Source organism: Pantoea sp. F_5 (assembly GCF_008631595.1).
Classification (GTDB): Bacteria; Pseudomonadota; Gammaproteobacteria; order Enterobacterales; family Enterobacteriaceae; genus Pantoea; species Pantoea gossypiicola.
The window spans coordinates 1-26,803 of sequence record NZ_VWUO01000006.1; the positions used below are offsets into that span (position 1 = coordinate 1).

Sequence of the window (26,803 nt, forward strand, 5' to 3'; positions counted from 1 at the left end):
GCACTTCCATCTCAACCAGTTCCAGCAGCTCTTCATCATCAACCATGTCGCACTTGTTCAGGAACACGATGATGTAAGGAACGCCAACCTGACGACCCAGCAGGATGTGCTCACGGGTCTGTGGCATTGGGCCATCAGTTGCAGCAACAACCAGGATCGCGCCGTCCATCTGCGCAGCACCGGTGATCATGTTTTTCACATAGTCGGCGTGGCCTGGGCAGTCAACGTGTGCATAGTGACGAGTCGGGGTTTCATATTCAACGTGTGAAGTGTTGATGGTGATACCACGAGCTTTCTCTTCTGGTGCGTTATCGATCTGATCGAATGCACGAGCCTGACCGCCGTAAGTTTTAGACAGTACGGTAGTGATAGCTGCAGTCAGAGTGGTTTTACCGTGGTCGACGTGACCGATGGTGCCCACGTTTACGTGCAGTTTGTTACGCTGAAATTGCTCTTTCGCCATGGCGATAATTCCTTACGTTGTGCCTTCACCATCTGGGTGAAGGCATCAGTTCAAATTTAAACCGTAGCTTATTTGCTACGAGCTTCAATAACGGCCTGCGCTACGTTGTTCGGCGCATCGTCATACTTCAGGAACTCCATGGAGTAAGAAGCACGACCTTTGGTCAGAGAACGCAGCTGAGTTGCGTATCCGAACATTTCAGACAGCGGAACTTCAGCGTGAATCTGAACGCCAGTAGCGTTAGATTCCTGCCCTTTAAGCATACCACGACGACGGCTAAGGTCACCGATGACATCACCCGTGTTCTCTTCTGGCGTTTCAACTTCAACCTTCATGATAGGCTCAAGCAGAACAGGTGTCGCTTGTTTAAAGCCTTGTTTGAAGGCAATAGACGCGGCCAGTTTAAACGCCAGTTCTGAGGAGTCGACATCATGGTAAGAACCGAAGTGCAGACGCACGCCCAGATCCACAACCGGATAACCAGCCAGAGGGCCTGATTTCAGCTGCTCCTGGATACCTTTGTCAACCGCAGGGATGTATTCGCCAGGAATCACACCACCTTTGATGTCGTTGATAAATTCGTAACCTTTCGGGTTCGAACCTGGCTCCAGTGGGTACATGTCGATAACAACATGACCATACTGACCACGACCACCAGACTGCTTGGCGTGTTTACCTTCAACATCGGTAACTTTGTTGCGAATCGCTTCACGGTAAGCAACCTGTGGTTTACCCACGTTTGCTTCAACGTTGAATTCACGCTTCATACGGTCAACGATGATGTCGAGGTGCAATTCACCCATACCGGCGATGATGGTCTGGTTAGATTCTTCATCAGTCCATACGCGGAATGATGGGTCTTCTTTCGCCAGACGGCCCAGAGCCAGACCCATTTTTTCCTGGTCAGCTTTGGTTTTTGGTTCAACGGCGATAGAGATTACCGGCTCCGGGAACTCCATGCGCTCAAGGATGATGACGTTCTCTGGGTCACACAGGGTATCACCAGTGGTCACATCTTTCAGGCCGATCGCAGCGGCGATATCACCCGCACGGACTTCTTTGATTTCTTCACGCTTGTTAGCGTGCATCTGAACGATACGGCCCAGACGCTCACGGTTTGACTTAACCGGGTTGAACACGGTGTCACCTGTGTTAACAACACCAGAGTAAACGCGGAAGAAGGTCAGGTTACCCACAAACGGGTCGGTAGCAATTTTGAACGCCAGTGCAGCAAACGGCTCGTTGTCGTCTGAGTGACGAACAGCCGGCGTGTCTTTACCGTCGTCCAGCATACCGTTGATCGCGGTAACGTCAGTTGGTGCTGGCAGATATTCAACAACTGCATCCAGCATCGCCTGAACACCTTTGTTCTTAAATGCAGAACCACAGGTTACCAGGATGATTTCGTTGTTCAGAACACGCTTACGCAGAGATGTTTTGATCTCTTCTTCAGTCAGTTCTTCACCGCCGAAGAATTTCTCCATCAGCTCATCAGAGCCTTCAGCAGCGGCTTCAACCAGCTTCGCACGCCATTCTTCAGCCAGTTCCTGCATATCAGCTGGGATATCTTCGTAAACGAAGGTTACACCCTGGTCTTCGTCGTTCCAGTTGATGGCTTTCATTTTCACCAGGTCAACAACACCGGTGAATTTCTCTTCTGCGCCGATAGCCAGCTGCAGAGGAACTGGAGTTGCGCCCAGACGAACTTCCATCTGGTTAACAACTTTCAGGAAGTTTGCACCCATGCGGTCCATTTTGTTGACGAACGCAATGCGTGGAACTTTGTATTTGTTAGCCTGACGCCATACGGTCTCAGACTGTGGCTGAACGCCACCAACTGCACAGTAAACCATTACCGCGCCATCAAGAACACGCATAGAACGTTCTACTTCGATGGTGAAGTCAACGTGTCCTGGGGTGTCGATGATGTTGATGTGGTGTGGTTCAAACTGCTTAGCCATACCAGACCAGTAACAGGTGGTCGCAGCGGAAGTGATAGTAATACCACGTTCCTGTTCCTGCTCCATCCAGTCCATAGTTGCTGCGCCGTCATGTACTTCACCGATTTTGTGGTTTACACCGGTGTAGAACAGAACACGTTCGGTAGTGGTAGTTTTACCGGCGTCGATGTGCGCACTGATACCGATGTTACGGTAGCGAGCAATGGGTGTTTTACGAGCCATTTTATTCCTCGGTTTTTCGGACGTTCAAAATTAGTCAACCCCAGCGGGTTGGCCATTTGGGCGCCCGCTGGTTTAACAATAACTACGCGACTGTTACCAGCGGTAGTGTGCGAACGCCTTGTTGGCTTCAGCCATACGGTGAACGTCTTCACGTTTCTTCACTGCAGTACCTTTGTTCTCTGCAGCATCAGAAAGTTCGTTCGCCAGGCGAAGAGCCATTGATTTATCACCACGTTTACGAGCAGCATCTACGATCCAGCGCATTGCCAGGGCATTACGACGAACCGGACGGACTTCAACTGGTACCTGATAAGTAGAACCACCAACGCGACGTGACTTAACTTCAACAGTCGGACGCACGTTTTCCAGTGCTACTTCAAAGGCTTCCAGGGAGTTTTTACCTGAACGCTGAGCCAGGGTCTCAAGCGCGGTATAAACAATTGATTCTGCAGTAGATTTTTTACCATCTACCATCAGGATATTTACAAATTTGGCCAGCAGCTCTGATCCGAACTTAGGATCTGGCAGAATTTTACGCTGACCAATGACGCGACGACGTGGCATGGAAATACTCCGTTGTTAATTCAGGATTGTCCAAAACTCTATGAGTTTATTTTGACATTTAATTTAAAACGTTTGGCCTTACTTAACGGAGAACCATTAAGCCTTTGGCTTCTTCACGCCGTACTTGGAGCGAGCCTGCTTACGGTCTTTAACACCTGAGCAGTCCAGCGCGCCACGAACGGTGTGGTAACGCACACCTGGCAGGTCTTTTACACGACCGCCACGGATCAGGATCACGGAGTGTTCCTGCAGGTTATGACCTTCACCGCCGATGTAGGAGGTAACTTCAAAACCGTTGGTCAAACGCACACGGCAGACTTTACGCAGTGCAGAGTTTGGTTTCTTAGGAGTGGTGGTGTACACACGAGTACAAACGCCACGTTTTTGCGGGCAAGCTTCCAGCGCCGGCACGTTGCTCTTTGCAACTTTGCGGACGCGTGGTTTGCGAACCAGCTGGTTAACTGTTGCCATTAAATAGCTCCTGGATTTGCTTTTGCTTCGTAAACACGTAATAAATCGCCTCGTAGAATTACGAGGAGGCAGAATTTTAGGGCTGAGTCAAAAGGGTGTCAAGAAATAACCAGGTTTTAGCCGATTACCAGACCATTTGTTGCTGATGCCTGCTCGTTAGCGTGACAAAGCCAGTATAGTCTATTGACTGCACGCTGGTCGAAATTTGTTCAGTGAGTCCGCGCGCCTGGACATCCTCAGCAAGCACCCACAGCGTGGCTTCACATTCTGATAGCCGCATCAGTACGCGACTGCCCGCTAAGGCAGCCAGCACGCCATCCTGCAGTAGCAGCAGGTCATCACCCTCACCCGCGATTAAAAGCAGGGTTTCGAGGTCACAGTGTGCCGGTGAATGTATTAAGGTGTGCAGCATTAACGTCTCTTAAAAAGTCAGAATGCGATCGTAGCTGGCCAGCGTCTGCCGCAGCGCCGGCGCGTCCAGTAGCGTAACATTCAGCAACCGGTGAGCGTCAATCGCTAATCCACGTGCTATCAGCGATGTCCGGCAGAGATAGCACTGTTCAATGTCATACAGCGCCAGCACGCCAAAGGTCGCGGCATAGTGACGACTCTTAATCGCCTCAGGCTGCTGGTGCTGATTAAGCTGCAGCACGCCATCACCAATAAAAAACAGGCCGATATCTTCACTGAGTGCGCCCGTAGCCAGCGCAGCATCCAGCCCCTCGCGCCCTGCGCTGCTACCGTGCGGTGCCCGGGTAAAGACAAATGCGACACGATTCATCAGAACTGCACCATACGTTCACAGCTCAGCGCCGCTTCTGCCAGCGCACCCAGCCCGCTCAGTGTAAAACCCGGCTGCAGGTTACTGCCCGCCAGCTGGAGTCGGGCCGCTTCCTGCTGATCGCTGACGCCACGCCGTAGCGCAGCCGCTACACAGATGTTCAGTGCCACACCCTCCTCCTGATGTAATGCCTGCCACGCGCGTACCAGATCAAACTCATCGCTGGCCGGTGCCGTCAGCTGGTTAGCGTTCAGCACGCCTTCGCGATAAAAGAAAACGCTGTCAAGCTGATGGCCTGCCGCCAGCAGTGCGCGGGCAAACAGATATGCACTGGTCGCCTGTTGCGTACCGTAAGCCGGACCGGTGACCAGCAGGGTATAGCGCATTACCGATCCTGTCCCTGAAAGTCGCCATTTTTAAACTGGCGGATGTAGAGATAGACGGTGTGCTTCGAAATGTTCAGCCGATCGGCCACCTGGTTGATGGCATCTTTGATATCGAAGATTCCCTTCTCATACAGGTTCAACACAATCTGGCGATTCTTGGCGTTGTTGGACACATTGCGATCAGCGCTGACCTCTTCAATGGTGAACTCCAGCGTCTGCATCACCAGATCATCGACCGAACTGGCAAAGTTGACGTTGGAGTCAACCTGCTGCATTTCTGGCGGCATAAAGGTCGACATGATCTGTGAGAAAGGGACATCCAGGTTCATGTTGATGCAGAGCAGTCCAATGACCCGCTGCTGACGGTTGCGAATCGCAATGGTGACCGACTTCATCAGCACGCCACTTTTAGCACGTGTGAAATAGGCACGTGAAACATTACTGTCCGCGCCATGCATATCATGCAGCATACGCAGGGCCAGATCGGTAATCGGCGAACCGACCTTACGGCCGGTGTGTTCACCATTGGCGATACGCACGGCCGAACACTTAAGGTCTTCCAGCGAATGCAGGACAATTTCACAATGCGAGCCGATCAACATCGCCAGGCCATCCACGACAGCCTCGTACGATTTCAGAATATCGTAATCAGTTTCTTCGAACGGGCGCTGCTCCAGAAGATCGAAGTCGCTCAGTTCACCCGGATTGAATGGATTAGACATTGAAGAGTATCACCCTGAATGGCTGGAGCCTGTCACAGCGGCTTATGGGCAGACTCAATATTGGGATAATTAGGCAGGCATTAGTCTGGCAAATGTCGTCGGCTTATGCCAGAGGTTTGTCGTGAAGCTAAAATGAAACCGCCGCCCGGAGGCGGCGGTCAACAGATTACTGCGCTTTTTCTGCAGCAGCAGGCGCAGGAGCCTGTGCTTTTTCATCTGCTTTTGGCGCGGGTTTGATATCAAGCAGTTCAACATCAAAGACCAGGGTGGAGTTAGCCGGAATGCCCGGAACGCCATTTTTACCGTAAGCCAGATTCGGTGGGATCACCAGCTTGATTTTGCCGCCTTTCTTCACGTGCTTCAGACCTTCAGTCCAGCCTGGGATCACACCGTCCAGACGGAATGAGAGTGGCTCGCCACGGGTATAAGAGTTGTCGAATTCATTACCGTCGATCAGCGTACCTTTGTAGTTAACCACGACAGTATCGCTATCTTTAGGTGCGTCGCCGGTACCTTCTTTCTCAACTTTATATAACAGGCCGCTTTCGGTTTTCTTCACGCCGCTCTCTTTAGCAAATTTGGTCGCGAAAGCGTCGCCCTTTTCAGCGTTCTCTTTCGCATCTTTTTCCATTTTCGCTGAGGCTGCGCCTTTCACGCGGCCTTCAAAGGATTGCAATGTCTGCTCAATCTCTTCGTCAGACAGTTTGCTCTTGCCACCAAACGCATCCTGAACACCAGCAATCAGCTGCTGCTTATCCAGTTTGATACCCAGTTTTTCCTGTTCCTTCAGGGAGTTGTCCATGTAGCGACCCAGTGAAGCACCCAGTGCATAGGCAGACTGCTGGTCTTCATCTTTGAAGGCCGCATTCTTAGGTGCCTGAGGCGCGGACTGTGGCGCGGCGGCTGGTGCAGCCTGTGGTGCCGCAGCGGTGTCTGCTGCCATTGCCATTGATGCATTCAGTGCAACAGCCATGGTGGTAGCTAACAATGTGACTTTAAACAGTGATTTCATCCATTCTCCAAAACCGAAGCGTCTAACCTCGGGAAACATTGCGGACTTCAGAGCCCACACTATAACTTTACGTGGCAGTGTCGAACACTCCCACAATGTAATTACCCGGTCTACCTCCGACCTTTATAACATCGGGAAGTTTCATCAGAGATGATGCCGCGCTGCCTTTTTTCAAGCGCAACGCCTCCGGGCGTGAAAAAAACAGGTGATTCCTGGCATTCAGGTCGTAGAATCACGCCCTGAGTCGCACCTTAACAGAGGAACAGGTCATGCAACAATCTGAGTGGGAACAGCGTCTGGAGACGTTAGAGAGCAAACTGGCCTTTCAGGAGATGACCATTGAGCAGCTGAACAGCGCGGTGGTTCAGCACGAGCTGGAGATGAACAAGATGCGTGAGCAGATGCGCATTTTAACCGACAAGCTCAAAGCAAATGCGCCATCGATGGTCGCCTCGCAGTCTGAAGAGACGCCTCCGCCACACTACTGATGGTGGGCGGTATCTGGCCCTGGTTCTGCCGGGCCGGATCAGAGTATCAGCCAAAAGAAAGGCCACCCGGAGGTGGCCTTGAAAGGTCTGGTGAGACTTAGTGGCTGCAGCCGCAACCGCCAGTACCACAACCGCCTTTACCGTGGTCGTGGTCGTGATCATGGCCGTGATCGTGGTCATGATGATGGCCATCTGCACCGTGAACGTGGCCATGAGCCAGCTCTTCCGGTGTGGCTTCACGGATAGCAACCACTTCAACATTGAAGTTCAGGTTCTGACCCGCCAGCATGTGGTTACCATCAACCACGACGTGATCGTCTTCCACTTCGGTGATTTCTACCGGTACCGGACCCTGATCGGTCTCTGCCAGGAAGCGCATGCCAACCTGCAGTTCGTCAACGCCCATGAAGACGTCTTTAGGTACGCGCTGCACCAGATTGTCATCATATTGACCGTAAGCATCGTTTGCCGGGATATGCACGTCAAACTTGTCGCCGGCAACGTGGTTTTCCAGCGCATTTTCCAGACCAGAAATCAGGGAACCATGACCGTGCAGGTAGTCTAACGGTGCACTCACCGGTGACTCGTCAACTAACACGCCGTCTTCTGTACGTACCTGATAGGCCAGGCTTACCACCAGGTCTTTTGCTACTTTCATGATATCTCCTAACCGTTGAGAGCTGAGATCCCGTCTCATTGGTCTATTCTTGCGTGCAATAACACCAACCAGAAAGGTTCGGGGTTGAGTACAAGAGGGGTTTCACTTTCTCTTGCGACTTCAGCCTTAATGGCGTCAATTGTAACGGAATTCAATCCCGCTGTAAGTTTAAGCGTGAAAAAAGCTGCCCGATTCCACTATTCAGGATGAAAAATGCCGATAACCTGCTCGTTAGTGCGAACCTGATCGCGCGCCTGCTTATCTGCCTCACGCATCTGATGACCACACTTGACGCACTCCACCACATCCACATTGTTTTCACGCCACATTGCCAGCGTGTCCTTCTCCTGGCAGTGCGGGCATGTCGCACCAGCAATAAAACGTTTACGCATGAGCTTCTGCCTGTTTAAAAAGGTTATTGATCATCGTCCCAGCCGTCGATCTGCCGCTTTTCGCGCTGCATTTCGCGCTGGAAGATATCTTCCAGTTCACGCCGGGCTTCACGGACGCGTGAGGCCTGCGCCGCGCTTTCAGAGAGCGTCGGTACCAGCTCGCGCAGCATCCGCATATCAAGCCGGCGGAAATGCTGCTGGGCGCGATGCGCCTGATGGGGATGCATCCCCAGCGACATTAATGTTTTACGGCCCAGCTCCAGCGCACTGGAGAATGTCTCACGCGAGAACTGTGTAACGCCTGCCTGTAGCAGCTCATGCGCTTCCACACGGCCCCGGGCGCGCGCCTGAATCTGCAGCTGCGGAAAATGCTGCTGGCACAGGTGCACGATAGTCATCACATCTTCCGGCTCATTACAGGTGATCACAATCGACTGCGCGCTGGCTGCACCGGCGGCACGCAGTAGCTCCAGCTCTGTGGCATCACCGTAATAGACCTTATAGCCATATTTACGCATCAGACTCACGACACTGATGTCGCGCTCCAGCACGGTAATGCGTTTGTTGTTCGCCATCAGCAGGCGGCCTATCACCTGACCAAAGCGACCAAAGCCCACCACAATCACCTGCGGCTGATCATCTTCGACAAAGTGTTTCTCTGCATTTTCGTCCGGCTCATTAAAGCGGCGAGCCAGCAGTCGGTCGATACCCTTCATCAGCAGCGGCGTGGTCATCATCGACAGCGTCACGGTCACCAGCAGCATCGGCAACTGGTCGCCTGAGAAGAGTTTCGCCGACGAGGCCGCTGAAAAAAGCACAAAGGCGAACTCGCCGCCCTGACTCAGTACGCCAGCAAACTGCTGTCGCTCGGAACTGCGCAGACCATAAATGCGCGCCAGCAGATAGAGCAGCAGCGTTTTCACCGCCACCAGCGTCACCACGCCCAGCAGGATGGTCACAATATGGGTATAGAGCACACCGAGGTTGAGCGCCATGCCCACCGAAATAAAGAACAGGCCCAGCAGTAACCCCTTAAACGGGTCGATAGCGACTTCCAGCTCATGCCGGTATTCACTTTCTGCCAGCAGGATCCCGGCAATAAAGGTGCCCAGCGCCATCGACAGGCCCAGCGCATCCATAAACAGCGCCGAACCCAGCACCAGCAGCAGCGACGCCGCGGTAAAGACCTCACGGACACCTGATGCGGCGATATAGCGGAAGATAGGCCGCAGCAGATAACGCCCACCCACCAGCATCCCGGCAAACGCCAGCACTTTCATGCCGACCTTCATCCAGTCGATATGGCCGCTGTCGGTTCCGGCCAGCAGCGGGATCAGCGCCAGGGCCGGGATCACCGCGATATCCTGAAACAGCAGCACCGAAAAGCCCAGCTGCCCCGCTTCGCTGCGGTTCATACCTTTATCCATCATCAGCTGCAGCGCCATGGCGGTCGAAGACATCGCCAGACCAATCCCGCCGATGATTGCCGCCTGCCAGCTAAAGTCGGTCAGCCATAATAAGCCGCCCAGAATGGCTGCTGAGAAGATCACCTGCGCTGCGCCGACGCCAAAAATGGAGCGGCGCAGCGCCCACAGCTTTGCCGGGTTCAGCTCCAGCCCGATAATAAACATCAGGAAAACCACGCCAAGCTCAGAGAAGTGGAGAATCTCATCGACGTCGCTGATAAAGCCTAATCCCCAGGGGCCGATGGCGATACCCGCCACCAGATAGCCCAGAACTGCACCAATACCGAGGCGAGCTGCCACCGGTACAATCAATACCGCCGCGACCAGATAAATCACCCCGGCGGTCAGCAGCGTTTGCCCTTCCATCTATACCCCTCCATTCGGCAGCGGTGCTGCCAGCCACTCGCCATAGGCGCGGGCATAATTTTTCATCAGTTCAGGACTCTGCCGACGCGCCCAGTAGACGATCATCGGCGGCATCCAGTGCATGCGGCACATCTGCGCAGTCAGCTCAAAAGGCCGCATAATGTCATTGAGTGAATAGCGGTTCAGCCCCTGCTGTTTAAAGGCGCTCTCCGGCTCCCCGGTCGTCACAACGCTGCGCCAGTACTTGCCTTCCAGCGCATTGCCATCCACGCCATTGGCAAAACCGCGCGACAGCACCCGATCCAGCCACTCTTTCAGCAAGGCCGGACAGCTATAGGTATAGAGCGGATGCTGAAAAATGATGACATCATGTTCACGCAGTAGCTGCTGTTCATGATGAATATCGATAAAAAAATCCGGATAGGTGGCGTACAAATCGTGCACGGTGACGTGTTCCAGTGCCTGCGCCGACTGCAACAAAATCCGGTTAGCGACGGAATCCTGTAATTCCGGATGAGCAAAAAGCAGTAACACGCGGGGTGGCTGCGACATCCTTTCCCTCCAAAGCGTCGTCATTGGTGCGGTTTTCGGCTACCATGCACGACGCAGCAAAATCTCATTATGTTGCCAGTAAATTAACATATTCTGACGATACGGCGCTTACATGATTGTCTTCTCTGCCTTACAAATTCGTCGCGGCATCCGCGTCCTGCTCGACAACGCCACCGCCACCATTAATCCCGGTCAGAAGGTCGGGCTGGTGGGTAAAAACGGCTGTGGTAAATCCACGCTGCTGTCGCTGTTAAAAGGTGAGATCACCAGCGATGCCGGCACCGTCACCTTTCCTGCTCACTGGGCGCTGGCCTGGGTGAATCAGGAAACTCCCGCGCTGGATAAAGCTGCACTGGAGTACGTGATTGATGGCGATCGTCAGTTTCGCCAGCTTGAAGCAGAACTGGCGGACGCCAATCTGCGCGACGATGGTAATGCCATTGCGCTGCTGCATGGCAAACTGGATGCGGTGCAGGCGTGGAGCATCCATGCGCGCGCCTCCAGCCTGCTGCATGGTCTGGGCTTCAGTCAGGAACAGTTGCAGCGTCCGGTCAGCGACTTCTCCGGTGGCTGGCGTATGCGCCTTAATCTGGCCCAGGCGCTGATTTGCCCCTCCGACCTGCTGTTGCTGGATGAACCCACCAACCACCTCGATCTCGATGCGGTCATCTGGCTGGAGCGCTGGCTGAAGAGTTATGAAGGCACGCTGATCCTGATCTCGCACGATCGGGACTTCCTTGATCCGGTCATCGACAAAATTATTCATATCGAACAGGAGTCAATGTTCGAATACACCGGCAACTACAGCTCCTTTGAGCGACAGCGCGTCGCCAAGCTGGCTCAGCAGCAGGCGCTGTATGAAAGTCAGCAGGAGAAAGTGGCGCACTTACACAGCTACATTGATCGCTTCCGCGCCCAGGCCACCAAAGCGAAGCAGGCGCAGAGCCGCATCAAGATGCTGGAGCGGATGGAGATGATTGCGCCGGCCCATGTCGATAACCCGTTCAGCTTCACCTTCCGCAAGCCGGAGAATCTGCCCAACCCGATTCTGAAGATGGAGAAGGTCACCGCGGGCTATGGCGACCGTATCATTCTCGACGCCATCAAGCTCAACCTGGTTCCGGGATCGCGCATCGGCCTGCTGGGACGTAACGGTGCCGGTAAATCGACCCTGATTAAGCTGCTGGCGGGTGAGCTGGAAGCGATGGACGGCAGGATGGGGCTGGCGAAAGGGATCAAGCTCGGCTACTTCGCCCAGCATCAGCTGGAGTACCTGCGTGCTGACGAGTCCCCGCTGCAGCATCTGGCGCGCATTGCGCCGAACGTGCTGGAACAGCAGCTGCGCGACTATCTGGGCGGCTTCGATTTCCGTGGCGATAAAGTCACTGAAAACACCGAACGCTTCTCCGGCGGTGAGAAAGCGCGACTGGTGCTGGCGCTGATTGTCTGGCAGCGCCCTAACCTGCTGCTGCTTGATGAACCCACCAACCACCTGGATCTCGATATGCGTCAGGCGCTGACCGAAGCGTTGATCGACTTTGAAGGGGCGCTGGTGGTGGTGTCGCACGACCGTCACCTGCTGCGCGCCACCACCGACGATCTCTATCTGGTGCACGATGGCAAAGTGGATGTGTTTGAGGGCGACCTCGAAGATTATCAGCAGTGGCTGAGCGATCTGCAGAAACAGCAGGCGCAACAGGATGCTGCACCGAAGCAGGATAACGGCAACAGTGCCCAGGCGCGTAAAGATCAGAAGCGCCGCGATGCCGAACTGCGCACCCAGACGCAACCACTTCGCAAAGAGATCGAGAAGCTGGAAAAGCAGATGAGCAAATGGCAGAGCCAGCTGGCCGATGCCGAAGCGCAGCTCTCAGACAGTGCGATTTATGATCAGAGCCGTAAAGCGGACCTGACCACCGCGCTGCAGCGTCAGGCCGAGAGTAAATCTGCGCTGGAAGAGGTTGAGATGGCGTGGCTGGAAGCCCAGGAACAGCTCGAACAGATGATGTCCTCATAAAAAACGCTCCCCGCTCGCGGGGAGCGTCTCTTTCAACGCGGTTTATCGCCCAGCACCGTCGCCCGCTGCATGATCCGCCGGGCAGGATAGTAGTCGGCATTAGCATAATGCTGCGTGACCCGATTATCCCAGATAGCCAGATCGTCTGGCTGCCAGCGCCAGCGCACCTGAAACTCGGGTTTGGTGGCATGCGCAAACAGGAAGCCCAACAGCGCATCACTCTCCTTCTCGCTTAACTCCACAATCCGCGTGGTAAAACCCTCATTCACAAACAGCGCTTTTTTGCCGCTGACCGGATGCGTGCGGATCACCGGATGCTGCACCGGCGGATGCTTAGCCACCGCCTGCTGCCAGCGCTGATGCTCCTCTCTGGTTTTGCGGTACTTATACTCCTGAAACGACTTTTTGAAATCATGCTCGGCACTCAGGCCTGCCAGCAGCTGCTTAAAGGGTTTTGAGAGTGCCTCGTAAGCTGCAATGCCGCTGGTCCAGAGCGTGTCACCGCCCGCCTCCGGCAACACTTTTGAGGCCAGTAAAGCAATAGCCGGTGGCGTGTCGATAAAGGTAACGTCGGTGTGCCAGTTGTCGTTATCCGGCGGATTATCCTGATGCGTATCCAGTACGATTATCTCCTCAACGCCTTCTGCGTGGGGATAGACCGGATGGATATGCAGGTCGCCAAAGCGGATCGCCAGGGCGCGATGCTGTTCCGGCGTAATTTTCTGGTCACGCAGAAACAGCACCTGGTGACGCAGCAGGCCATGGTAAAGCTGTTCAAACTGCGCATCACTTAATGGCCGGGAGACATCCAGATTTGAAACCTGTGCGCCGATATAGGGGCCAAGCGGGGTAAAACTGAGACGTTCATTCATGACTGTTCTCCACTCCAGGGCGTCAGACGGCGCTGCAACGCGCGGAGCCCAAGTTCTAAGCTAAAAGCGATAAAGGCGATTACCGCTATACCCGCGAGCACCACATCGGTGGCGAGGAACTCACCCGCTGACTGCACCATAAAACCGAGGCCGCGCGTGGCGGCAATCAACTCCGCTGCCACCAGCGTTGACCAGCCCACTCCCAGACCAATGCGCAGACCGGTCAGAATCTCTGGCAGCGCGCCTGGCAGGATCACCCAGCGCAGCAGCTGCCAGCGGTTAGCCCCCAGCGAACGAGCCGCGCGAATACGTACCTGCTGCGTGTTACGCACCCCGGCCAGGGTTGAGAGAGTAACGGGCGCGAAGATCGCCAGATAGATCAGCAGGATTTTCGAGGTCTCACCAATGCCGAACCAGATCACCATCAGCGGCAGATAGGCGAGTGGCGGAATCGGACGATAAAGCTCAATCAGCGGATCGAGCAGCCCGCGAGCGACCGGGCTAAGGCCCATCAGAATCCCCACCGGAATACCGATAGCGGCAGCAGCCGTCAGTGCAATCAGCATCCGCGTCAGGCTGGCGGCCAGATGCTGCCAGAGCGTGGCATCCATAAAGCCCTGTGCGCTGGCAATCACCAGCAGCTTGCTGAACACCTGCTGCGGCGACGGCAGGAACAGCGGAGCAATCAGGCCCAGCGCGGTGACGCCCCACCAGAGCAGTAACAGGAGAGACAGGCTTAGCACGCTCAGTGTAAAGGCGGTTGAAAATGGCCAGCGCAGCCTGCGGCGCACCGGCAGAGACTTATCGTGGATTAACGCGCTCATGCAAACGCCTCCCGCTGATCAAACACCCGGCTCAGCACATATTCGCGCTGGACGATAAACTGCGGATCGGATTTGATGCTGCGGCACGACTCTCCCTCAGCAAAACGGCGGCCAAATTCGGGCCGCAGCCGCTCCACGATGCGGCCCGGTCCTGGCGACAGCAGAATCAGTTCACTGGCGAGGAAAATCGCCTCTTCGATATCGTGTGTAATCAGCAGAATCTGTTTACCACTGTCGCGCCATAGCGTCAGCAGCAGCGTCTGCATCTGCTCACGGGTAAAAGCATCCAGTGCGCCAAACGGCTCATCCAGCAGCAGCAGTTGCGGATCGGTGGCCAGCGCGCGGGCAATACCTACCCGTTGACGCTGACCGCCGGACAACTGCCAGATGGCGCGCTTTTCCGCCCCTTCCAGCCCGACCTGCCTGATGAGTTTCCGTGCTATGCCCTCACGTGCCTGGCGCGGCATCCCCGCCAGCTGCAGCCCAAAGGAAACGTTATCCAGCACGTTGCGCCACGGCAGTAATCCTTCATGCTGAAACACCACGCCGCGCTCCGCGCCTGGCCCGGTCACTGGCTGGTTATCCAGCGTGATGCTGCCCGACTCCACCGGCAGGAATCCGGCCACCAGATTAAGCAGCGTGGTTTTTCCGCAGCCGGAGGGACCGAGCACGACCAGCAGCTCCTGGCTATCCAGTTGCAGATTGATATCCTGCAACACAGGCTGTCCGGCATAACGGGCATTAAGGTGAGCGATGCGCAGCATAGTGCCTCCTTACGGTCTAACTAATGGTTCGACGAAACGGGAGGTCACGTAACTGCTGTAGTCATTATCTGCCTGCGGCACCCGGCCCTGCGCTTTCAGGAACTGCGCGGTATCGACGATCGCCTTATTGACCGGCTTGCCCAGCTGCTCAACCTGCTGCTGCGCCGTCAGGTAGGTATTACCCTTGACCAGACCCGGCACCTGCGCTTCCGGCACCCCGCTCAGGCGTGAGAGTTTGCTGAGGTTATCGGGCTGCTTCAGCCAGCTGTCGGGACTGTTAAGATAGGCCTGCTGCGCATCAATCGCGCTGCGGGCAAAGGCGGTCACGATCTCCGGGTGCTGTTCGGCAAAATCTTTGCGGACTACCCAGACATCCAGCGTCGGTGAACCCCAGCTCCCCACTTCCGCAGAGTCGGTTAACACCTTGCCCTCTTTCTCCAGCTCATTGACTGCAGGAGCCCAGACATAGGCACCATCAATATCGCCACGCTGCCAGGCCGCGATAATTGCTGGCGGCTGCAGGTTTACCAGCTGAACCTGCGACGGCTTGATGCCCCAGTGTTTCAGTGCAGCCAGCAGGCTGTAGTGGGTAGTTGAGATGAATGGCACCGCGATGCGTTTGCCGATGAGATCGTTGGGGGAGGTAATGTTCTTTTTTACCACCAGCGCTTCAGAGTTGCCCAGCTGAGAGGCGAGTAAGAACGCTTCAATTGGCAATTTCTGCGCTGCTGCGACCGCTAACGGACTGGAACCGATGTTGCCAATCTGCACGTCGCCGGACGCGAGTGCGCGTAATACCCCTGCGCCGCTGTCAAACTTTCGCCAGTCAACGCTGGCCCCGCTCTCTTTTGCAAAACTGTTGTCGGCCTGGGCCACTTTCGCGGGTTCGGCTGAGGTCTGGTACGCCACGGTGACATTGACCGCATCAGCCTGAAACGCCAGCAGCGCCAGCGCTGCGGCTAAAAAAGTTAAACGTGTTGCTGCCATGATCATTACCCCACCGTTTTTATCGTGGAGGCAGTGTCTATGGCCGCTATAGTTTCATAAAGGAATTAAAAATTATCCCTAATAGAAATAAGTTCTTAGATCACTATCTGCAAAGCTAAGTTAAAAATCACAAATACTGAAAATAGCTAAAGTAAGCAAAAATGTCAGGCGCTCACATTGTCCCTGTGCTATTGATATGCGTTCCCAGTTTTTGCCTGTTAAGGTCTCTGTATTCGATGTCGATCGAGAAAGTCGCTCAGCTGGCTGGCGTCTCCAAAGCCACGGTATCGCGCGTTCTCAACGCGCATCCCGGCGTAAAGCCCGATACGCGTGAGAAAGTTCTGGCGGCAATCTCTGCCTGCGACTATCAGCCCAATCTGCTGGCGCGTCAGCTGCGTACGGCGCAAAGCAACATGCTGCTGGTGCTGATCTCGGATATCACTAACCCCTTCTGTTCCCGCGTGGTTCAGGGCATCGAGGCCGAAGCGGAACTGCATGGCTATCATATCCTGCTCTGTAATTCGGCCTCGCAGCTTCAGCGTGAAGCCGCCTATCTGAGTCTGCTGACCGGCAAAGTGGTGGATGGCGTGATTACCATGGATGCGGCCTCCGGCTTACAGGATTTGCAGGCGCTGATCGCAGGAGCCCCCTGGGTGCAGTGCTGTGAGTTTGCTCCGGAGATCCCCGCCTCCTCGGTCAGCATTGATCATCTGGAAGCCGCACGCGACACCATCCATTACCTCGCCGGTAAAGGACGTAAGCGTATCGGGCTGGTTAACGGCGACATGCGTTACCTTTACTCGCATCATCGTGAAAAAGGCTACCGGCAGGCGATTGAAGAGCTCGGGTATGCGTGGTCCGGCGTCTCTTATACCTGTGAGATCTCCCCTGAAGCGGGCAGTCAGGCGATGCGGGAGTTGATGGCGCTGCCGGAACCGCCGGATGCGGTGTTTGCGGTGTCAGATGTACTGGCAGTGGGCGTGGTTCATGCGGCGCTGGAGGCAGGGCTGCGCGTGCCGGAAGATCTGGCGGTCGTCGGATTTGATGGCGTGCCGTTTACCCGCAGCCTGAATCCACCGCTGACCACCATCGAGCAACCGATGAATCAGCTCGGCGCGCGCAGCGTGCAGTTGCTGCTGCAGAAGATCCGTAATCCGAATGCACCAGTCATCCGTGAGGTGCTGCCCTGGACGCGCGTTGAACGCGCATCCAGCTGACTCAGTACCAGATTAACAGCACGCAGGCCGCAGTCAGCAGCCCCATAGCAAGGTTAAAGATTTTCCAGGCGCGACGGCTGCGCAGAATGCGGCCGATCATCGCGCCAAATCCCATCCAGATCACGCCTGACACCAGATTAACCAGAAACATGCCGACGCTTATCGCCATCACCGAATGGCGATAAGCATCACCCGCCAGACTGAAGCTGGCGACCGCGCCCAGCGCCATCAGCCAGGCCTTTGGATTGATCAGCTGCAGCAACCCACCCTGCCAGAACGGCATCGGTGCATCCGGTGCCTGATCGGTTTCCAGCTTTTCATAGCTGGACGTTGCTATCTTCCACGCCAGCCAGAGCAGATAGAGGCTACCGGCGATCTTCAGCACCAGGTGCAGCGAAGGATAGAGCAGGATCAGACCGCCAACGCCAAAGGCCACCATCAGCAGCATCACCTGCATACCAATCATGATGCCGATCATCAGTGGAATGGTGCGCAGAAAGCCAAAATTAGCGCCAGAGGCGGTGAGTAACATATTATTAGGCCCAGGCGTAATCGCCGCGACCCAAAGAAAGCCCAACATTGATAAGAAAAGACTCAGTTCCATGGCAATCGGGTACTCCTTACCCTTGCAAGAAAAAACTTATCGAAGCTAACAGTGTGATATGGAACAGACAAGCTTTTACCACATGAAATTTACCGGACCGGAAAACGAGCAATTCACGCCGCCTGACAGCCTGCGTAACGCCCACCTGCAGACAATGCTGCCGCGCCTGCTGCGTCGCCGTGTCACGTTCGCGCCTCACTGGCAGCGGCTCGATCTGCCGGATGGCGACTTTGTCGATCTCGCCTGGAGCGAAGATCCACAACAGGCGCAGCATAAACCGCGTGTCGTGTTGTTTCATGGGCTGGAGGGCAGCTTTCACAGCCCCTATATTCATGGCCTGATGAACATCTGCCGTGCGCGCGGCTGGCTGGCAGTGGTGATGCATTTTCGCGGCTGCAGCGGCGAACCTAACCGGCTCAATCGCATCTATCACTCCGGCGAAACGGAAGATGCCCGCTTTTTTCTGCACTGGCTGCGTATCCGCTGGGGCCAGGTGCCGACCGTCGCCGTCGGTTTTTCACTGGGCGGCAATATGCTGGGCTGCCTGCTGGGCCAGCAGGGCGCAGCTGCTGAAGTGGAGGCGGGCGTCATTGTCTCCGCCCCGCTGCAGCTGGAGCCGTGTAGCGTAAAACTGGAACGCGGCTTCTCACGCTTCTATCAATACTATTTGCTGGCGCAGCTGAAGAAAAATGCCCGCCGCAAACTGCACGCCTGGCCGGATACGCTGCCAGTCAATCTGGCGCAGTTAAAAGCGCTGCGGCGACTGCGCGATTTTGATGATGCGATTACCGCCCGCGCCCACGGTTTTGTCGATGCGGCCGATTACTATCATCGGGCCAGCGCCATGCCCTGGCTGCAGCACGCAAAGAAACCGCTGCTGATCATCCACGCCAAAGACGATCCTTTTATGAGTGATGAGGTGATCCCGCACAGCAGCCAATTATCTGCCACTATTACTTATCAACTGACACCACACGGCGGCCACGTCGGTTTTGTCGGCGGGACGTTACGCCAGCCTGAAATGTGGCTGGAACAGCGCATCCCGCAGTGGATCGCCCCTTTTCTGGATAACTGATCTCGTGATTATTCCCTGGCAACAGGTCTCACCTGAGACCCTTGAAAATCTGATTGAAACCTTTGTGCTGCGTGAAGGCACTGACTATGGCGAGCATGAACGTAGCCTGCTGGACAAGGTGGCTGATGTGCGACGCCAGCTGGAAACCGGTGAAGTGGTACTGGTATGGTCGGAACTGCATGAATCGGTCAACATCATGCCGCGTAAAGAATTTCGCGGCTGATGCACCGGCGGGCATTTCATGATAACAATGCTCATTGCCCGACCACACAGGGAGCTTTTCTATGTCTGCTCGTCATCCCATTATCGCGGTGACCGGTTCCAGCGGCGCAGGAACCACCACCACCAGCCTGGCGTTCCGCAAAATCTTCCAGCAGCTTGACCTGCATGCAGCGGAGCTGGAAGGTGACAGTTTTCACCGCTTTACCCGCCCGGAAATGGATATGGCGATTCGTAAGGCGCGCGATTTAGGACGTCACATCAGCTACTTTGGCCCGGAAGCCAATGACTTTGGCCTGCTTGAGCAGAGCTTTAAAGAGTATGGCCACAGTGGGCAGGGGCAGTCGCGTAAATATCTGCACACTTACGATGAGGCGGTGCCCTGGAATCAGGTGCCCGGCACCTTTACCCCCTGGCAGCCGCTACCGCAGAACACCGATATTCTTTTTTATGAAGGATTGCATGGCGGTGTGGTGACGGCGCAGCACAACGTGGCGGAACAGGTCGATCTGCTGGTGGGCGTGGTACCGATTGTTAACCTGGAGTGGATTCAGAAACTGGTGCGCGACACTGGCGAGCGCGGTCATTCACGTGAAGCAGTAATGGATTCGGTGGTGCGGTCGATGGAGGATTACATCAACTTCATTACGCCCCAGTTCTCACGTACCCATATCAACTTTCAGCGCGTTCCAACCATTGATACTTCCAACCCGTTCGCTGCCCGCACCATTCCGTCACTGGATGAGAGCTTCGTAGTGATTCACTTTCAGGGACTGGAGGATATCGACTTCCCCTATCTGCTGGCGATGCTGCAGGGGTCGTTTATCTCGCACATCAATACGCTGGTGGTGCCTGGCGGCAAAATGGGTCTGGCCATGGAGCTGATCATGGGGCCGCTGGTGAAGCGGCTGATGGAAGGTAAGCGGATAGAGTAAGAGGTCAGCAAAAAACCCTCAGACAGCAGATGCCTTTCGCAAAAATGTAAAACCGGCTTTTCTGCGGATAAAGGCTTGCTGCTGAGCAGGCTTCAGGGAGCATACGCCTTTCGCAAAGACGCAAAACCGCCATCCCTGGCAGGCTCAGCGCGGGCCATCCCTGGCCCGCTATGCTTTGCTACAGGTGTATGCTCCCTTCGCTTCACGTCCGGCAGCCACATCCGGTTTCAGGGAGCTCGCTTCAGACAGACCCTGATCACAAAGAATCTGACAGCAGCATATAAGCTCAACACGCAGGGAACCGGGTCAGAAGAGGAAAGCGTCCCACGCCAGGGATAAAAACGCCGGGAGCGTTTTTGAACAACGCAACGCGTTGGCCCGGCTACAGGCGCACTTCAGGGATGAGGTGCGTAATCGCGTGGGCCGAGCGCCCAGGGATGGTTTAAGCGACTTTCCGATCTGGCCCGGTTTTCTGCGCAGGCTCGATCTTACCGCCGCCCAATGTTGCACGGGCCGTTAATGGTCGTTTTCAGATACTACAGCTCAATCACCTCATAGCTATGCGTAATCGTCACACCTTTACCCAGCATGATGGCCACAGAGCAGTATTTCTCTGCCGAAAGATCGACGGCGCGTGAGACCGCTTTATCCTGGAGCGCTTTGCCACTCACGATAAAATGCAGGTTGATGTGCGTAAAGATTCGCGGTGCTTCTTCACGACGTTCTGAGGTCAGTTTTACTTCACAATCAGCCACATCGTTGCGGCCTTTTTGCAGAATTGATACCACGTCAATCGCGCTGCATCCACCTGCCGCCATCAGCACCATCTCCATTGGGCTGGGCGCTTTATCACCCGAATTGCCATCCATCAGTATCTGATGGCCGGATGAGGATTCTCCAAGGAATGTCAGCCCTTCTACCCATTTCACTCTTGCCTGCATGATTTTTGCTCCGGAATACGCTGTTTTGTCGCCAGAGTACGCTTTCACCTGGTAAACAGCAATCCAGAGAAATCCGCCTGTAGCTGAAGCGAGACAACAGAAGACAGTCGGCAAAAGCTGTGCTACAAACAGTGCTGAAAATATTTTTCGTCACCCGATGGCGAAGCCGGGAAGAATGAAGCGCACTGCGCCTGATGCGGCCCGAATAATTTCCTGAAAAGGAAACGCTTGAAGCTTTCACCGCCTGACAGGGAAAACTGCCCCCTGTATTTTGGGCACGATTACAACAGAGGATAATAGCGAATGGTTCTCGGCAAACCGCAAACAGACCCTACACTCGAATGGTTCCTGTCCCATTGCCATATTCACAAGTATCCATCCAAAAGTACGCTGATTCACCAAGGTGAAAAAGCAGAAACGCTTTACTACATCGTGAAAGGTTCCGTCGCGGTTCTGATTAAAGATGAAGAAGGCAAAGAGATGATTCTTTCCTACCTGAATCAGGGCGATTTTATTGGTGAGCTTGGCCTGTTCGAAGAAGGTCAGGAGCGCAGCGCCTGGGTACGTGCGAAAAGCGCGTGCGAAGTCGCGGAGATTTCTTACAAGAAATTCCGTCAGCTGATCCAGGTGAATCCCGACATCCTGATGCGACTCTCCTCGCAGATGGCGCGTCGCCTGCAGGTCACGTCTGAAAAAGTGGGTAACCTCGCTTTCCTCGACGTCACCGGACGCATTGCTCAGACCCTGCTTAACCTGGCGAAGCAGCCAGATGCCATGACGCATCCCGACGGCATGCAAATTAAAATCACTCGTCAGGAAATTGGCCAGATTGTGGGTTGTTCACGTGAAACCGTGGGCCGTATTCTGAAGATGCTGGAAGATCAGAACCTGATCTCCGCACACGGTAAAACCATCGTCGTTTACGGCACCCGCTAACTCCTGTCATCCACGGCGTGATGGCAACATCACGCCGTTATTGTTTGTGTTGGGCCGATGTGGCGTCGAATCATTTATCATCCTGAAGTTAACTACGCCTTGCGGCAAACGCTGGTGCTCTGCCTGCCGGTCGCGTTGGGCTGGCTGGCTGGCGACCTGCAAAAAGGTCTGCTGTTCTCATTAGTGCCCGCCTGCTGCAATATCGCCGGTCTCGATACTCCGCATAAACGCTTTTTCAAACGTCTGATTGTGGGCGGCAGCCTGTTTGCCCTCGGCAGCTTTCTGATCCAGTGGCTCACCCTGCATGCGATTCCACTGCCGCTGATCCTCTTCGCTATGCCTTTGCTGCTTGGCGTCACCGGTGAGATTAGCCCGCTGCACGGCCGTCTGCTGCCCGGTACGCTTATTGCCGCCATCTTTACCCTCAGCCTGATTGGCCGCATGCCCATCTATGTCACTCCGCTGCTCTATATCGGCGGCACACTCTGGTATGGGATATTTAACTGGTTCTGGTTCTGGCTGTGGAAAGAGCAGCCGATGCGGGAGAGCCTGAGCCTGATTTACCGCGAGCTGGCCAACTACTGTGACGCCAAATATACCCTGCTGACGCAGCTGACCGATCCCGAAAAAGCGCTGCCGCCGCTGCTGGCTCACCAGCAGAAAGTGGTCGATCTGATCAACACCTGTTATCAGCAGATGCACATGCTGTCGGCAAGCCGCGATCACAGCCATAAGCGGCTAACGCGCGCTTTCCAGGTGGCGCTCGATCTGCAGGAGCATATCTCGGTCAGCCTGCATCGGCCGGAAGAAGTACAGAAGCTGGTAGAGCAGAGCCATGCTGAAGCGGTGATCCGCTGGAATGCCAAAACCATCTCGGCCCGGTTGCGGGTGCTGGCAGATAACATTCTTTATCACCAGTTACCCGACCGCTTTGCGATGGATAAACAGCTCGGCGCGCTGGAGAAAATCGCCCATCAGCATCCCGATAATCCGGTGGGTAACTTCTGCCTTTATCACTTCAACCGCATTGCGCGGGTGCTGCGCACCCAGAAGCCGCTTTACCAGCGCGATTTGATGGCAGACCGCCAGCGCCGCCTGCCGCTGTTACCGGCGCTGCGCAGCTATCTCTCGTTTCGCTCGTCGGCGCTGCGTACGGCGGGTCGCTTTGCGGTGATGCTGATGCTGGGCAGCGCGCTGGCGCTGTTCTTTAATATCCCCAAACCCTACTGGATCCTGATGACCATTATGTTCGTCAGCCAGAACGGCTACAGCGCCACCCGCGTCCGTATTCAGCACCGGGCGTTGGGCACCTTTGCCGGCCTGGTCATCGCGGCCGCTACGCTGCGGCTGGCGGTGCCGGAGTCCCTGGTGCTGTTGATCATGCTGGCGATAACCTTTATCAGCTATCGCTTTACCCGCCAGTTCTATGGCTGGTCGATGATTGGCTTTACGGTCACGGCAGTTTACTCGCTGCAACTGCTGTCACTGAATGGTGCGCAGTTTCTGCTGCCGCGACTGATGGATACGCTGATGGGCTGTCTGATCGCCTTTGGCGGGATGCTGTGGTTATGGCCGCAGTGGCAGAGCGGCTTACTGCGGCAGAACGCCCACGACGCGCTGGAAACCTACCAGGATGCACTGCGGCTCTTGCTGGGCGATGAACAGTCGCCAGAGAAACTGGCTTATCAGCGAGTGAAAGTGAATCAGGCACACAATGCGCTGTTTAACTCGCTAAATCAGGCGATGCAGGAACCCGCGTTCAACTCGCGCTATCTGACTGATATGCGGCTCTGGGTCACCCACAGTCAGTTTATTGTCGAGCATATCAATGCGATAACGATTCTGGCGCGCGAGCACACGATGCTGACCGCCTCGCTGGCTCAACGCTATCTGCAATCCTGCGAAATTGCGCTGCAGCGGTGTCAGCAGCGGCTGGAATATGATGGTGAAAGCTCACAGGTGAATCTGCTGGATGACCTGGAGAACATCAGTGAGGGACCGATTACGGTGGTGGAGCAGCATGTGCGGCGCATTCTCGATCATCTGAGCGTGATGTACACCATTTCATCGCTGGCGTGGAACCAGCGACCGCAACATGGCCGCTGGCTGATCAGACGCTTACGTAAAAACTAAGCTAGCCGTTAAGCACTTTGCCGACGGCGGTGGCGAAGCGGCTCATGCCCTCTTCAATGTCGGCCGGTTCGATGATCAGCGACGGGGCAAAACGCATCACATCGGTGCCAGCTACCAGTACCATCACACCTTCAGCGGCAGCGGCAGCGGCATTCAGAATGTCGCGCGACCTGCCGGCATGCTGAGGTTTAAGCGCCGCGCCAATCAGCAGACCTTTACCGCGAATGTCACTGAACAGGTCATACTTTGCGTCGATGGCCTGCAGCGCCGTGACAAAGTGCTGGCGACGCATCTCCACGCCCGCCAGCACCTCCGGCGTATTGATAATATCCAGCGCGGTTTCGGCAATGGCACAGGCGAGCGGGTTGCCGCCATAGGTGGTGCCATGCACGCCCGGTGCCATGGTCGAAGCAATCTCGTTGGTGGTCAGCATGGCGCTGACCGGGAAACCGCCGCCCAGCGCTTTGGCTGAGGTCAGGATATCGGGCTGGACGCCATAATGCTCATAGGCGAACAGCTTGCCGCTGCGTCCCATGCCGCTCTGCACTTCGTCCAGTACCAGCAGCGCCTGATGCTGATCGCAAAGCGCACGCAGTCCCTGCATAAATTCCTGCGTCGCAGGCATGACGCCGCCCTCACCCTGAATCGGTTCAACCACAATGGCACAGGTGTGATCGTCAATGACCGCTTTTACAGCGTCCAGGTCATTGAACGGTACGTGGACAATATCCGCCGGTTTCGGACCGAATCCGTCAGAATATTTTGGCTGGCCGCCCACCGTAACGGTAAACAGCGTCCGGCCATGAAAGGCATTATGAAACGCGATGATCTTACTTTTGAACGGACTGTGACGTTTGCAGGCGTAATAGCGCGCCAGTTTAAACGCAGCTTCGTTGGCTTCGGCACCGGAGTTGGCGAAGAAGACGCGATTGGCAAAGGTCGCCTGAATGAGCTTACTGGCGAGACGCAGTGCCGGTTCGTTGGTAAAGACATTGCTGGTGTGCCACAGCGTCTCGCCCTGGCTTTTCAGTGTTTCCACCAGCGCAGGATGGCAGTGTCCAAGTGCGGTAACAGCAATACCACCCGAGAAGTCGATATACTCTTTGCCCTGCTGATCCCATACGCGACTGCCCTTGCCTTTTACCGGCACAAACTGCGCAGGTGCATAAACAGGCAAAATAACGTTATCGAACGTCTCCCGCGTGACCGCCATTTTTTCCGCTGCCATTAGTGACCCCATTTGAATGATTGTTGTGCAACATTGAAATAATAATCACAAAATATGCATAAAAAATCATTCAAAGGCAACTTATTGCGTAAGGAAATTGCGCAGCAGCTGATGCCCCTGCTCGCTGAGAATACTTTCGGGATGGAACTGCACGCCTTCCAGCGCCAGGGTTTTATGGCGGAATCCCATAATTTCGTCAGGCTCGCCGTCACGCACCGTCCAGGCCGTCACTTCGAACGCCTCGGGCAGAGAATCGCGCTGCACAATCAGGGAGTGATAGCGGGTCACAGTAAGGGGATTATTGAGATGGCGGAACACGCCCTGACCGGTGTGCTGAATCGCAGAGGTTTTGCCGTGCATCACCTGCCGTGCTCGCACGACCTGCGCGCCATAGGCCTGCGCGATCGCCTGATGGCCCAGGCAGACACCCAGCACCGGTACGTTACCGGCGAAATGCCGAATCGCCGCCAGCGAGATACCCGACTCTGACGGCGTGCAGGGGCCGGGGGAGATCACCAGATGGGTCAGCGGTAACGCTGCCATCTGCTCCAGGGTGATGGCATCATTGCGCACCACCTGAACCTGCGCGCCCAGCTCACAGAAATATTGATAAAGATTCCAGGTAAAGGAGTCGTAATTGTCGATAAGCAGCAGCATGACGCGTCCAGAATGATAAATCGCGCCGCTATTCTACGCGGTTAAGCCGCCTCACTCACCACTTTCGCAAACACCTGCTCCAGCGGCGTCAGATCGCCGGCTACACCCGCCTGATTAGCGGCTTTCCAGCTCTCTGCGTCCGTCTCTTCCCACGACAGCAGATAACCGGCATGCAACGCCAGCTGTTCAAAGAAAATGCGCTGTGCCCGGCCATTTCCATGACGGAAAGGATGCAGCATATTGATTTCGCAATAGTAATGGGCGATGCGCTGGATAAACGCGTCACGCGGCAACTCAGCGAGTCCTTTCTCCTCTTCCAGCGCGGCCATCAGCGCATTGCCTTCCTTTTCGATATATTCAAAATGGCAGAACGGCGTTTCATCACGCCAGATATCGATGGTGCGCAGTTCGCCGGCCCAGCTGTAAACGTCCTGGAACAGCGTGCGGTGGATCTGGCGCAGGTAAGGCAATCCGGGATTACGCGGTCCCAGTTCCAGCGTGGCGGCACGCGCTGCACTGAAGCTCAGCTCCGCCTTGCGCAGTTGGGCGGCATCATGAATATCGACCAGATTTTTCAGCACCGTGTCATGCTGCCACAGGTAAGGATCCTGGGTCACTGCGGTATTAGAGTCCATATTGCCTCCTCAGTGAGGCCAGGCGTGCAGCCGCATCTTCACTGTTCAGGCTGGTTTCATTCAGCGCGAAGCCTTCCAGCTTACAACTGGCCTGATAACTGGCGCTACGCCGCTGTTGCCACAGTGTGACCTTCTGTTTTTCGGTGAGTTTGTTCGCCATACCGCCTCCTGCTCAGGTTTTTGCCCTAAGTATAAGAGCAAATTCTGGCTTTGCCGGAAGCGGCAGGCGATCGCCATCCGCAGATGGCGACAAAA

The 26,803-nt window shown here is 55.3% G+C and carries 31 protein-coding genes; 8 read left to right on the forward strand and 23 right to left on the reverse strand.

Annotated elements, in window-relative coordinates; genetic code table 11:
- The 9 genes from F3I44_RS09435 to fkpA form a co-directional block, all read right to left on the reverse strand.
- On the reverse strand, nt 1-463 hold a 463-nt coding region (locus tag F3I44_RS09435; protein WP_150019384.1), incomplete at its 3' end, for a GTP-binding protein.
- Nucleotides 464-531: 68 nt separating this feature from the next.
- On the reverse strand, nt 532-2,646 hold the full coding sequence (fusA, locus tag F3I44_RS09440; RefSeq protein WP_150011018.1) for an elongation factor G: 2,115 nt from the start codon (nt 2,644-2,646) through the stop codon (nt 532-534).
- Nucleotides 2,647-2,739: 93 nt separating this feature from the next.
- Nucleotides 2,740-3,210 carry a 30S ribosomal protein S7 gene (rpsG, locus tag F3I44_RS09445; protein ID WP_009087603.1) on the reverse strand — a complete coding sequence of 157 codons (471 nt, stop codon included), beginning with the start codon at nt 3,208-3,210 and terminating at the stop codon, nt 2,740-2,742.
- 96 nt (nt 3,211-3,306) lie between these two features.
- Nucleotides 3,307-3,681: a 30S ribosomal protein S12 gene (rpsL, locus tag F3I44_RS09450; protein ID WP_003852912.1), complete on the reverse strand. Its 375-nt coding sequence runs from the start codon at nt 3,679-3,681 to the stop codon at nt 3,307-3,309.
- A gap of 124 nt (nt 3,682-3,805) precedes the next feature.
- The gene (gene tusB / locus F3I44_RS09455; protein WP_150011020.1) at nt 3,806-4,093 is read right to left on the reverse strand and encodes a sulfurtransferase complex subunit TusB; all 288 of its coding nucleotides are present in this window, start codon (nt 4,091-4,093) and stop codon (nt 3,806-3,808) included.
- A gap of 9 nt (nt 4,094-4,102) precedes the next feature.
- On the reverse strand, nt 4,103-4,462 hold the full coding sequence (gene tusC / locus F3I44_RS09460; RefSeq protein WP_150011022.1) for a sulfurtransferase complex subunit TusC: 360 nt from the start codon (nt 4,460-4,462) through the stop codon (nt 4,103-4,105).
- Complete coding sequence (gene tusD / locus F3I44_RS09465; protein ID WP_150011024.1) at nt 4,462-4,848, reverse strand: sulfurtransferase complex subunit TusD; 387 nt, start codon at nt 4,846-4,848, stop codon at nt 4,462-4,464. The genes tusC and tusD overlap by 1 nt, the downstream gene beginning before the upstream one ends.
- Complete coding sequence (locus F3I44_RS09470; protein ID WP_013359249.1) at nt 4,848-5,570, reverse strand: transcriptional regulator; 723 nt, start codon at nt 5,568-5,570, stop codon at nt 4,848-4,850. Before F3I44_RS09470 ends, tusD begins: the two co-directional genes overlap by 1 nt.
- 166 nt (nt 5,571-5,736) lie before the next feature.
- The gene (gene fkpA, locus F3I44_RS09475) at nt 5,737-6,582 is read right to left on the reverse strand and encodes an FKBP-type peptidyl-prolyl cis-trans isomerase (protein ID WP_061063525.1); all 846 of its coding nucleotides are present in this window, start codon (nt 6,580-6,582) and stop codon (nt 5,737-5,739) included.
- A 269-nt stretch (nt 6,583-6,851) separates the two neighbouring features.
- Here fkpA and F3I44_RS09480 point away from each other — a divergent pair, with 269 nt between their 5' ends.
- Nucleotides 6,852-7,070: a SlyX family protein gene (locus F3I44_RS09480; RefSeq protein WP_013359251.1), complete on the forward strand. Its 219-nt coding sequence runs from the start codon at nt 6,852-6,854 to the stop codon at nt 7,068-7,070.
- 97 nt (nt 7,071-7,167) lie between these two features.
- Here F3I44_RS09480 and slyD read toward each other — a convergent pair whose 3' ends face one another.
- The 4 genes from slyD to kefG form a co-directional block, all read right to left on the reverse strand.
- The gene (gene slyD, locus F3I44_RS09485) at nt 7,168-7,728 is read right to left on the reverse strand and encodes a peptidylprolyl isomerase (RefSeq protein WP_009087618.1); all 561 of its coding nucleotides are present in this window, start codon (nt 7,726-7,728) and stop codon (nt 7,168-7,170) included.
- Nucleotides 7,729-7,925: 197 nt separating this feature from the next.
- Nucleotides 7,926-8,120, reverse strand: a complete 195-nt coding sequence (locus F3I44_RS09490; RefSeq protein WP_010253033.1) for a YheV family putative zinc ribbon protein — start codon at nt 8,118-8,120, stop codon at nt 7,926-7,928.
- 23 nt (nt 8,121-8,143) lie between these two features.
- Nucleotides 8,144-9,952 (reverse strand): glutathione-regulated potassium-efflux system protein KefB, encoded by a 1,809-nt coding sequence (kefB, locus tag F3I44_RS09495; protein WP_150011026.1) that lies wholly within the window; start codon nt 9,950-9,952, stop codon nt 8,144-8,146.
- Entirely contained in the window at nt 9,953-10,504 is a 552-nt protein-coding gene (gene kefG / locus F3I44_RS09500; protein ID WP_150011028.1) for a glutathione-regulated potassium-efflux system ancillary protein KefG, read from the reverse strand. It lies immediately after the preceding gene.
- Between the two features lie 112 nt (nt 10,505-10,616).
- Here kefG and F3I44_RS09505 point away from each other — a divergent pair, with 112 nt between their 5' ends.
- Entirely contained in the window at nt 10,617-12,521 is a 1,905-nt protein-coding gene (locus tag F3I44_RS09505; protein WP_150011030.1) for an ABC transporter ATP-binding protein, read from the forward strand.
- A gap of 32 nt (nt 12,522-12,553) precedes the next feature.
- On the opposite strand, the gene tauD is transcribed toward F3I44_RS09505, so the two are convergent.
- The 4 genes from tauD to tauA are packed head-to-tail and all read right to left on the reverse strand — an operon-like array spanning nt 12,554 to nt 15,968.
- Entirely contained in the window at nt 12,554-13,393 is an 840-nt protein-coding gene (gene tauD, locus F3I44_RS09510; RefSeq protein WP_150011032.1) for a taurine dioxygenase, read from the reverse strand.
- The gene (tauC, locus tag F3I44_RS09515) at nt 13,390-14,217 is read right to left on the reverse strand and encodes a taurine ABC transporter permease TauC (RefSeq protein ID WP_033734148.1); all 828 of its coding nucleotides are present in this window, start codon (nt 14,215-14,217) and stop codon (nt 13,390-13,392) included. The genes tauD and tauC overlap by 4 nt, the downstream gene beginning before the upstream one ends.
- Nucleotides 14,214-14,981 (reverse strand): taurine ABC transporter ATP-binding subunit, encoded by a 768-nt coding sequence (gene tauB, locus F3I44_RS09520; RefSeq protein ID WP_150011034.1) that lies wholly within the window; start codon nt 14,979-14,981, stop codon nt 14,214-14,216. Before tauB ends, tauC begins: the two co-directional genes overlap by 4 nt.
- Nucleotides 14,982-14,990: 9 nt before the next feature.
- Complete coding sequence (tauA, locus tag F3I44_RS09525) at nt 14,991-15,968, reverse strand: taurine ABC transporter substrate-binding protein (protein ID WP_150011036.1); 978 nt, start codon at nt 15,966-15,968, stop codon at nt 14,991-14,993.
- Between the two features lie 236 nt (nt 15,969-16,204).
- Here tauA and F3I44_RS09530 point away from each other — a divergent pair, with 236 nt between their 5' ends.
- Complete coding sequence (locus tag F3I44_RS09530; protein ID WP_150011038.1) at nt 16,205-17,185, forward strand: LacI family DNA-binding transcriptional regulator; 981 nt, start codon at nt 16,205-16,207, stop codon at nt 17,183-17,185.
- A 1-nt stretch (nt 17,186) separates the two neighbouring features.
- Here the strand turns inward: F3I44_RS09530 and F3I44_RS09535 are convergent, their stop codons facing one another.
- On the reverse strand, nt 17,187-17,789 hold the full coding sequence (locus F3I44_RS09535) for a LysE family translocator (RefSeq protein WP_150011040.1): 603 nt from the start codon (nt 17,787-17,789) through the stop codon (nt 17,187-17,189).
- Nucleotides 17,790-17,847: 58 nt separating this feature from the next.
- Between F3I44_RS09535 and F3I44_RS09540 the strand changes: the two genes are divergently transcribed.
- From F3I44_RS09540 to F3I44_RS09550, 3 genes are all read left to right on the forward strand, one after another.
- The gene (locus tag F3I44_RS09540) at nt 17,848-18,864 is read left to right on the forward strand and encodes a hydrolase (protein ID WP_150011042.1); all 1,017 of its coding nucleotides are present in this window, start codon (nt 17,848-17,850) and stop codon (nt 18,862-18,864) included.
- A 4-nt stretch (nt 18,865-18,868) separates the two neighbouring features.
- Nucleotides 18,869-19,087, forward strand: a complete 219-nt coding sequence (locus F3I44_RS09545; RefSeq protein WP_013359263.1) for a YheU family protein — start codon at nt 18,869-18,871, stop codon at nt 19,085-19,087.
- A gap of 61 nt (nt 19,088-19,148) precedes the next feature.
- Nucleotides 19,149-20,018: a phosphoribulokinase gene (locus tag F3I44_RS09550; RefSeq protein WP_150011044.1), complete on the forward strand. Its 870-nt coding sequence runs from the start codon at nt 19,149-19,151 to the stop codon at nt 20,016-20,018.
- A 536-nt stretch (nt 20,019-20,554) separates the two neighbouring features.
- Here the strand turns inward: F3I44_RS09550 and F3I44_RS09555 are convergent.
- Nucleotides 20,555-20,959 carry an OsmC family protein gene (locus tag F3I44_RS09555; protein WP_003852949.1) on the reverse strand — a complete coding sequence of 135 codons (405 nt, stop codon included), beginning with the start codon at nt 20,957-20,959 and terminating at the stop codon, nt 20,555-20,557.
- 303 nt (nt 20,960-21,262) lie between these two features.
- Here F3I44_RS09555 and crp point away from each other — a divergent pair, with 303 nt between their 5' ends.
- Nucleotides 21,263-21,895, forward strand: coding sequence for a cAMP-activated global transcriptional regulator CRP (crp, locus tag F3I44_RS09560; protein ID WP_003852956.1), 633 nt, complete (start codon nt 21,263-21,265; stop codon nt 21,893-21,895).
- A gap of 57 nt (nt 21,896-21,952) precedes the next feature.
- On the forward strand, nt 21,953-24,028 hold the full coding sequence (locus F3I44_RS09565; protein WP_150011046.1) for a YccS/YhfK family putative transporter: 2,076 nt from the start codon (nt 21,953-21,955) through the stop codon (nt 24,026-24,028).
- A 1-nt stretch (nt 24,029) separates the two neighbouring features.
- On the opposite strand, the gene F3I44_RS09570 is transcribed toward F3I44_RS09565, so the two are convergent.
- The 4 genes from F3I44_RS09570 to F3I44_RS09585 all read right to left on the reverse strand — a co-directional run bounded on the left by F3I44_RS09570 (nt 24,030) and on the right by F3I44_RS09585 (nt 26,708).
- Nucleotides 24,030-25,256, reverse strand: a complete 1,227-nt coding sequence (locus F3I44_RS09570) for an aspartate aminotransferase family protein (protein WP_150011048.1) — start codon at nt 25,254-25,256, stop codon at nt 24,030-24,032.
- Between the two features lie 81 nt (nt 25,257-25,337).
- A complete protein-coding gene (locus F3I44_RS09575) occupies nt 25,338-25,913 on the reverse strand; it encodes an aminodeoxychorismate/anthranilate synthase component II (protein ID WP_150011050.1) in 576 nt (191 codons plus the stop codon).
- Nucleotides 25,914-25,954: 41 nt separating this feature from the next.
- Nucleotides 25,955-26,548, reverse strand: coding sequence for a putative adenosine monophosphate-protein transferase Fic (locus F3I44_RS09580; RefSeq protein ID WP_150011052.1), 594 nt, complete (start codon nt 26,546-26,548; stop codon nt 25,955-25,957).
- Nucleotides 26,538-26,708 carry a YhfG family protein gene (locus tag F3I44_RS09585; RefSeq protein WP_150011054.1) on the reverse strand — a complete coding sequence of 57 codons (171 nt, stop codon included), beginning with the start codon at nt 26,706-26,708 and terminating at the stop codon, nt 26,538-26,540. Before F3I44_RS09585 ends, F3I44_RS09580 begins: the two co-directional genes overlap by 11 nt.
- Between the last annotated feature and the right edge of the window lie 95 nt (nt 26,709-26,803).

What these genes read in the sequence shown, in the direction of transcription:
- rpsG (WP_009087603.1), bottom strand. Translation starts at nt 3,210, where the DNA reads ATGCCACGTCGTCGCGTCATTGGTCAGCGTAAAATTCTGCCAGATCCT.
- kefG (WP_150011028.1), bottom strand. Translation starts at nt 10,504, where the DNA reads ATGTCGCAGCCACCCCGCGTGTTACTGCTTTTTGCTCATCCGGAATTA.
- crp (WP_003852956.1), top strand. Translation starts at nt 21,263, where the DNA reads ATGGTTCTCGGCAAACCGCAAACAGACCCTACACTCGAATGGTTCCTG.
- fusA (WP_150011018.1), bottom strand. Translation starts at nt 2,646, where the DNA reads ATGGCTCGTAAAACACCCATTGCTCGCTACCGTAACATCGGTATCAGT.
- kefB (WP_150011026.1), bottom strand. Translation starts at nt 9,952, where the DNA reads ATGGAAGGGCAAACGCTGCTGACCGCCGGGGTGATTTATCTGGTCGCG.
- F3I44_RS09480 (WP_013359251.1), top strand. Translation starts at nt 6,852, where the DNA reads ATGCAACAATCTGAGTGGGAACAGCGTCTGGAGACGTTAGAGAGCAAA.
- F3I44_RS09535 (WP_150011040.1), bottom strand. Translation starts at nt 17,789, where the DNA reads ATGGAACTGAGTCTTTTCTTATCAATGTTGGGCTTTCTTTGGGTCGCG.
- F3I44_RS09585 (WP_150011054.1), bottom strand. Translation starts at nt 26,708, where the DNA reads ATGGCGAACAAACTCACCGAAAAACAGAAGGTCACACTGTGGCAACAG.
- rpsL (WP_003852912.1), bottom strand. Translation starts at nt 3,681, where the DNA reads ATGGCAACAGTTAACCAGCTGGTTCGCAAACCACGCGTCCGCAAAGTT.
- F3I44_RS09575 (WP_150011050.1), bottom strand. Translation starts at nt 25,913, where the DNA reads ATGCTGCTGCTTATCGACAATTACGACTCCTTTACCTGGAATCTTTAT.
- F3I44_RS09580 (WP_150011052.1), bottom strand. Translation starts at nt 26,548, where the DNA reads ATGGACTCTAATACCGCAGTGACCCAGGATCCTTACCTGTGGCAGCAT.
- F3I44_RS09470 (WP_013359249.1), bottom strand. Translation starts at nt 5,570, where the DNA reads ATGTCTAATCCATTCAATCCGGGTGAACTGAGCGACTTCGATCTTCTG.
- slyD (WP_009087618.1), bottom strand. Translation starts at nt 7,728, where the DNA reads ATGAAAGTAGCAAAAGACCTGGTGGTAAGCCTGGCCTATCAGGTACGT.
- F3I44_RS09540 (WP_150011042.1), top strand. Translation starts at nt 17,848, where the DNA reads ATGGAACAGACAAGCTTTTACCACATGAAATTTACCGGACCGGAAAAC.
- tusD (WP_150011024.1), bottom strand. Translation starts at nt 4,848, where the DNA reads ATGCGCTATACCCTGCTGGTCACCGGTCCGGCTTACGGTACGCAACAG.
- F3I44_RS09550 (WP_150011044.1), top strand. Translation starts at nt 19,149, where the DNA reads ATGTCTGCTCGTCATCCCATTATCGCGGTGACCGGTTCCAGCGGCGCA.
- fkpA (WP_061063525.1), bottom strand. Translation starts at nt 6,582, where the DNA reads ATGAAATCACTGTTTAAAGTCACATTGTTAGCTACCACCATGGCTGTT.
- tauD (WP_150011032.1), bottom strand. Translation starts at nt 13,393, where the DNA reads ATGAATGAACGTCTCAGTTTTACCCCGCTTGGCCCCTATATCGGCGCA.
- F3I44_RS09530 (WP_150011038.1), top strand. Translation starts at nt 16,205, where the DNA reads ATGTCGATCGAGAAAGTCGCTCAGCTGGCTGGCGTCTCCAAAGCCACG.
- tauC (WP_033734148.1), bottom strand. Translation starts at nt 14,217, where the DNA reads ATGAGCGCGTTAATCCACGATAAGTCTCTGCCGGTGCGCCGCAGGCTG.
- tauA (WP_150011036.1), bottom strand. Translation starts at nt 15,968, where the DNA reads ATGGCAGCAACACGTTTAACTTTTTTAGCCGCAGCGCTGGCGCTGCTG.
- tauB (WP_150011034.1), bottom strand. Translation starts at nt 14,981, where the DNA reads ATGCTGCGCATCGCTCACCTTAATGCCCGTTATGCCGGACAGCCTGTG.
- tusB (WP_150011020.1), bottom strand. Translation starts at nt 4,093, where the DNA reads ATGCTGCACACCTTAATACATTCACCGGCACACTGTGACCTCGAAACC.
- tusC (WP_150011022.1), bottom strand. Translation starts at nt 4,462, where the DNA reads ATGAATCGTGTCGCATTTGTCTTTACCCGGGCACCGCACGGTAGCAGC.
- F3I44_RS09490 (WP_010253033.1), bottom strand. Translation starts at nt 8,120, where the DNA reads ATGCGTAAACGTTTTATTGCTGGTGCGACATGCCCGCACTGCCAGGAG.
- F3I44_RS09570 (WP_150011048.1), bottom strand. Translation starts at nt 25,256, where the DNA reads ATGGCAGCGGAAAAAATGGCGGTCACGCGGGAGACGTTCGATAACGTT.
- F3I44_RS09565 (WP_150011046.1), top strand. Translation starts at nt 21,953, where the DNA reads ATGTGGCGTCGAATCATTTATCATCCTGAAGTTAACTACGCCTTGCGG.
- F3I44_RS09505 (WP_150011030.1), top strand. Translation starts at nt 10,617, where the DNA reads ATGATTGTCTTCTCTGCCTTACAAATTCGTCGCGGCATCCGCGTCCTG.
- F3I44_RS09555 (WP_003852949.1), bottom strand. Translation starts at nt 20,959, where the DNA reads ATGCAGGCAAGAGTGAAATGGGTAGAAGGGCTGACATTCCTTGGAGAA.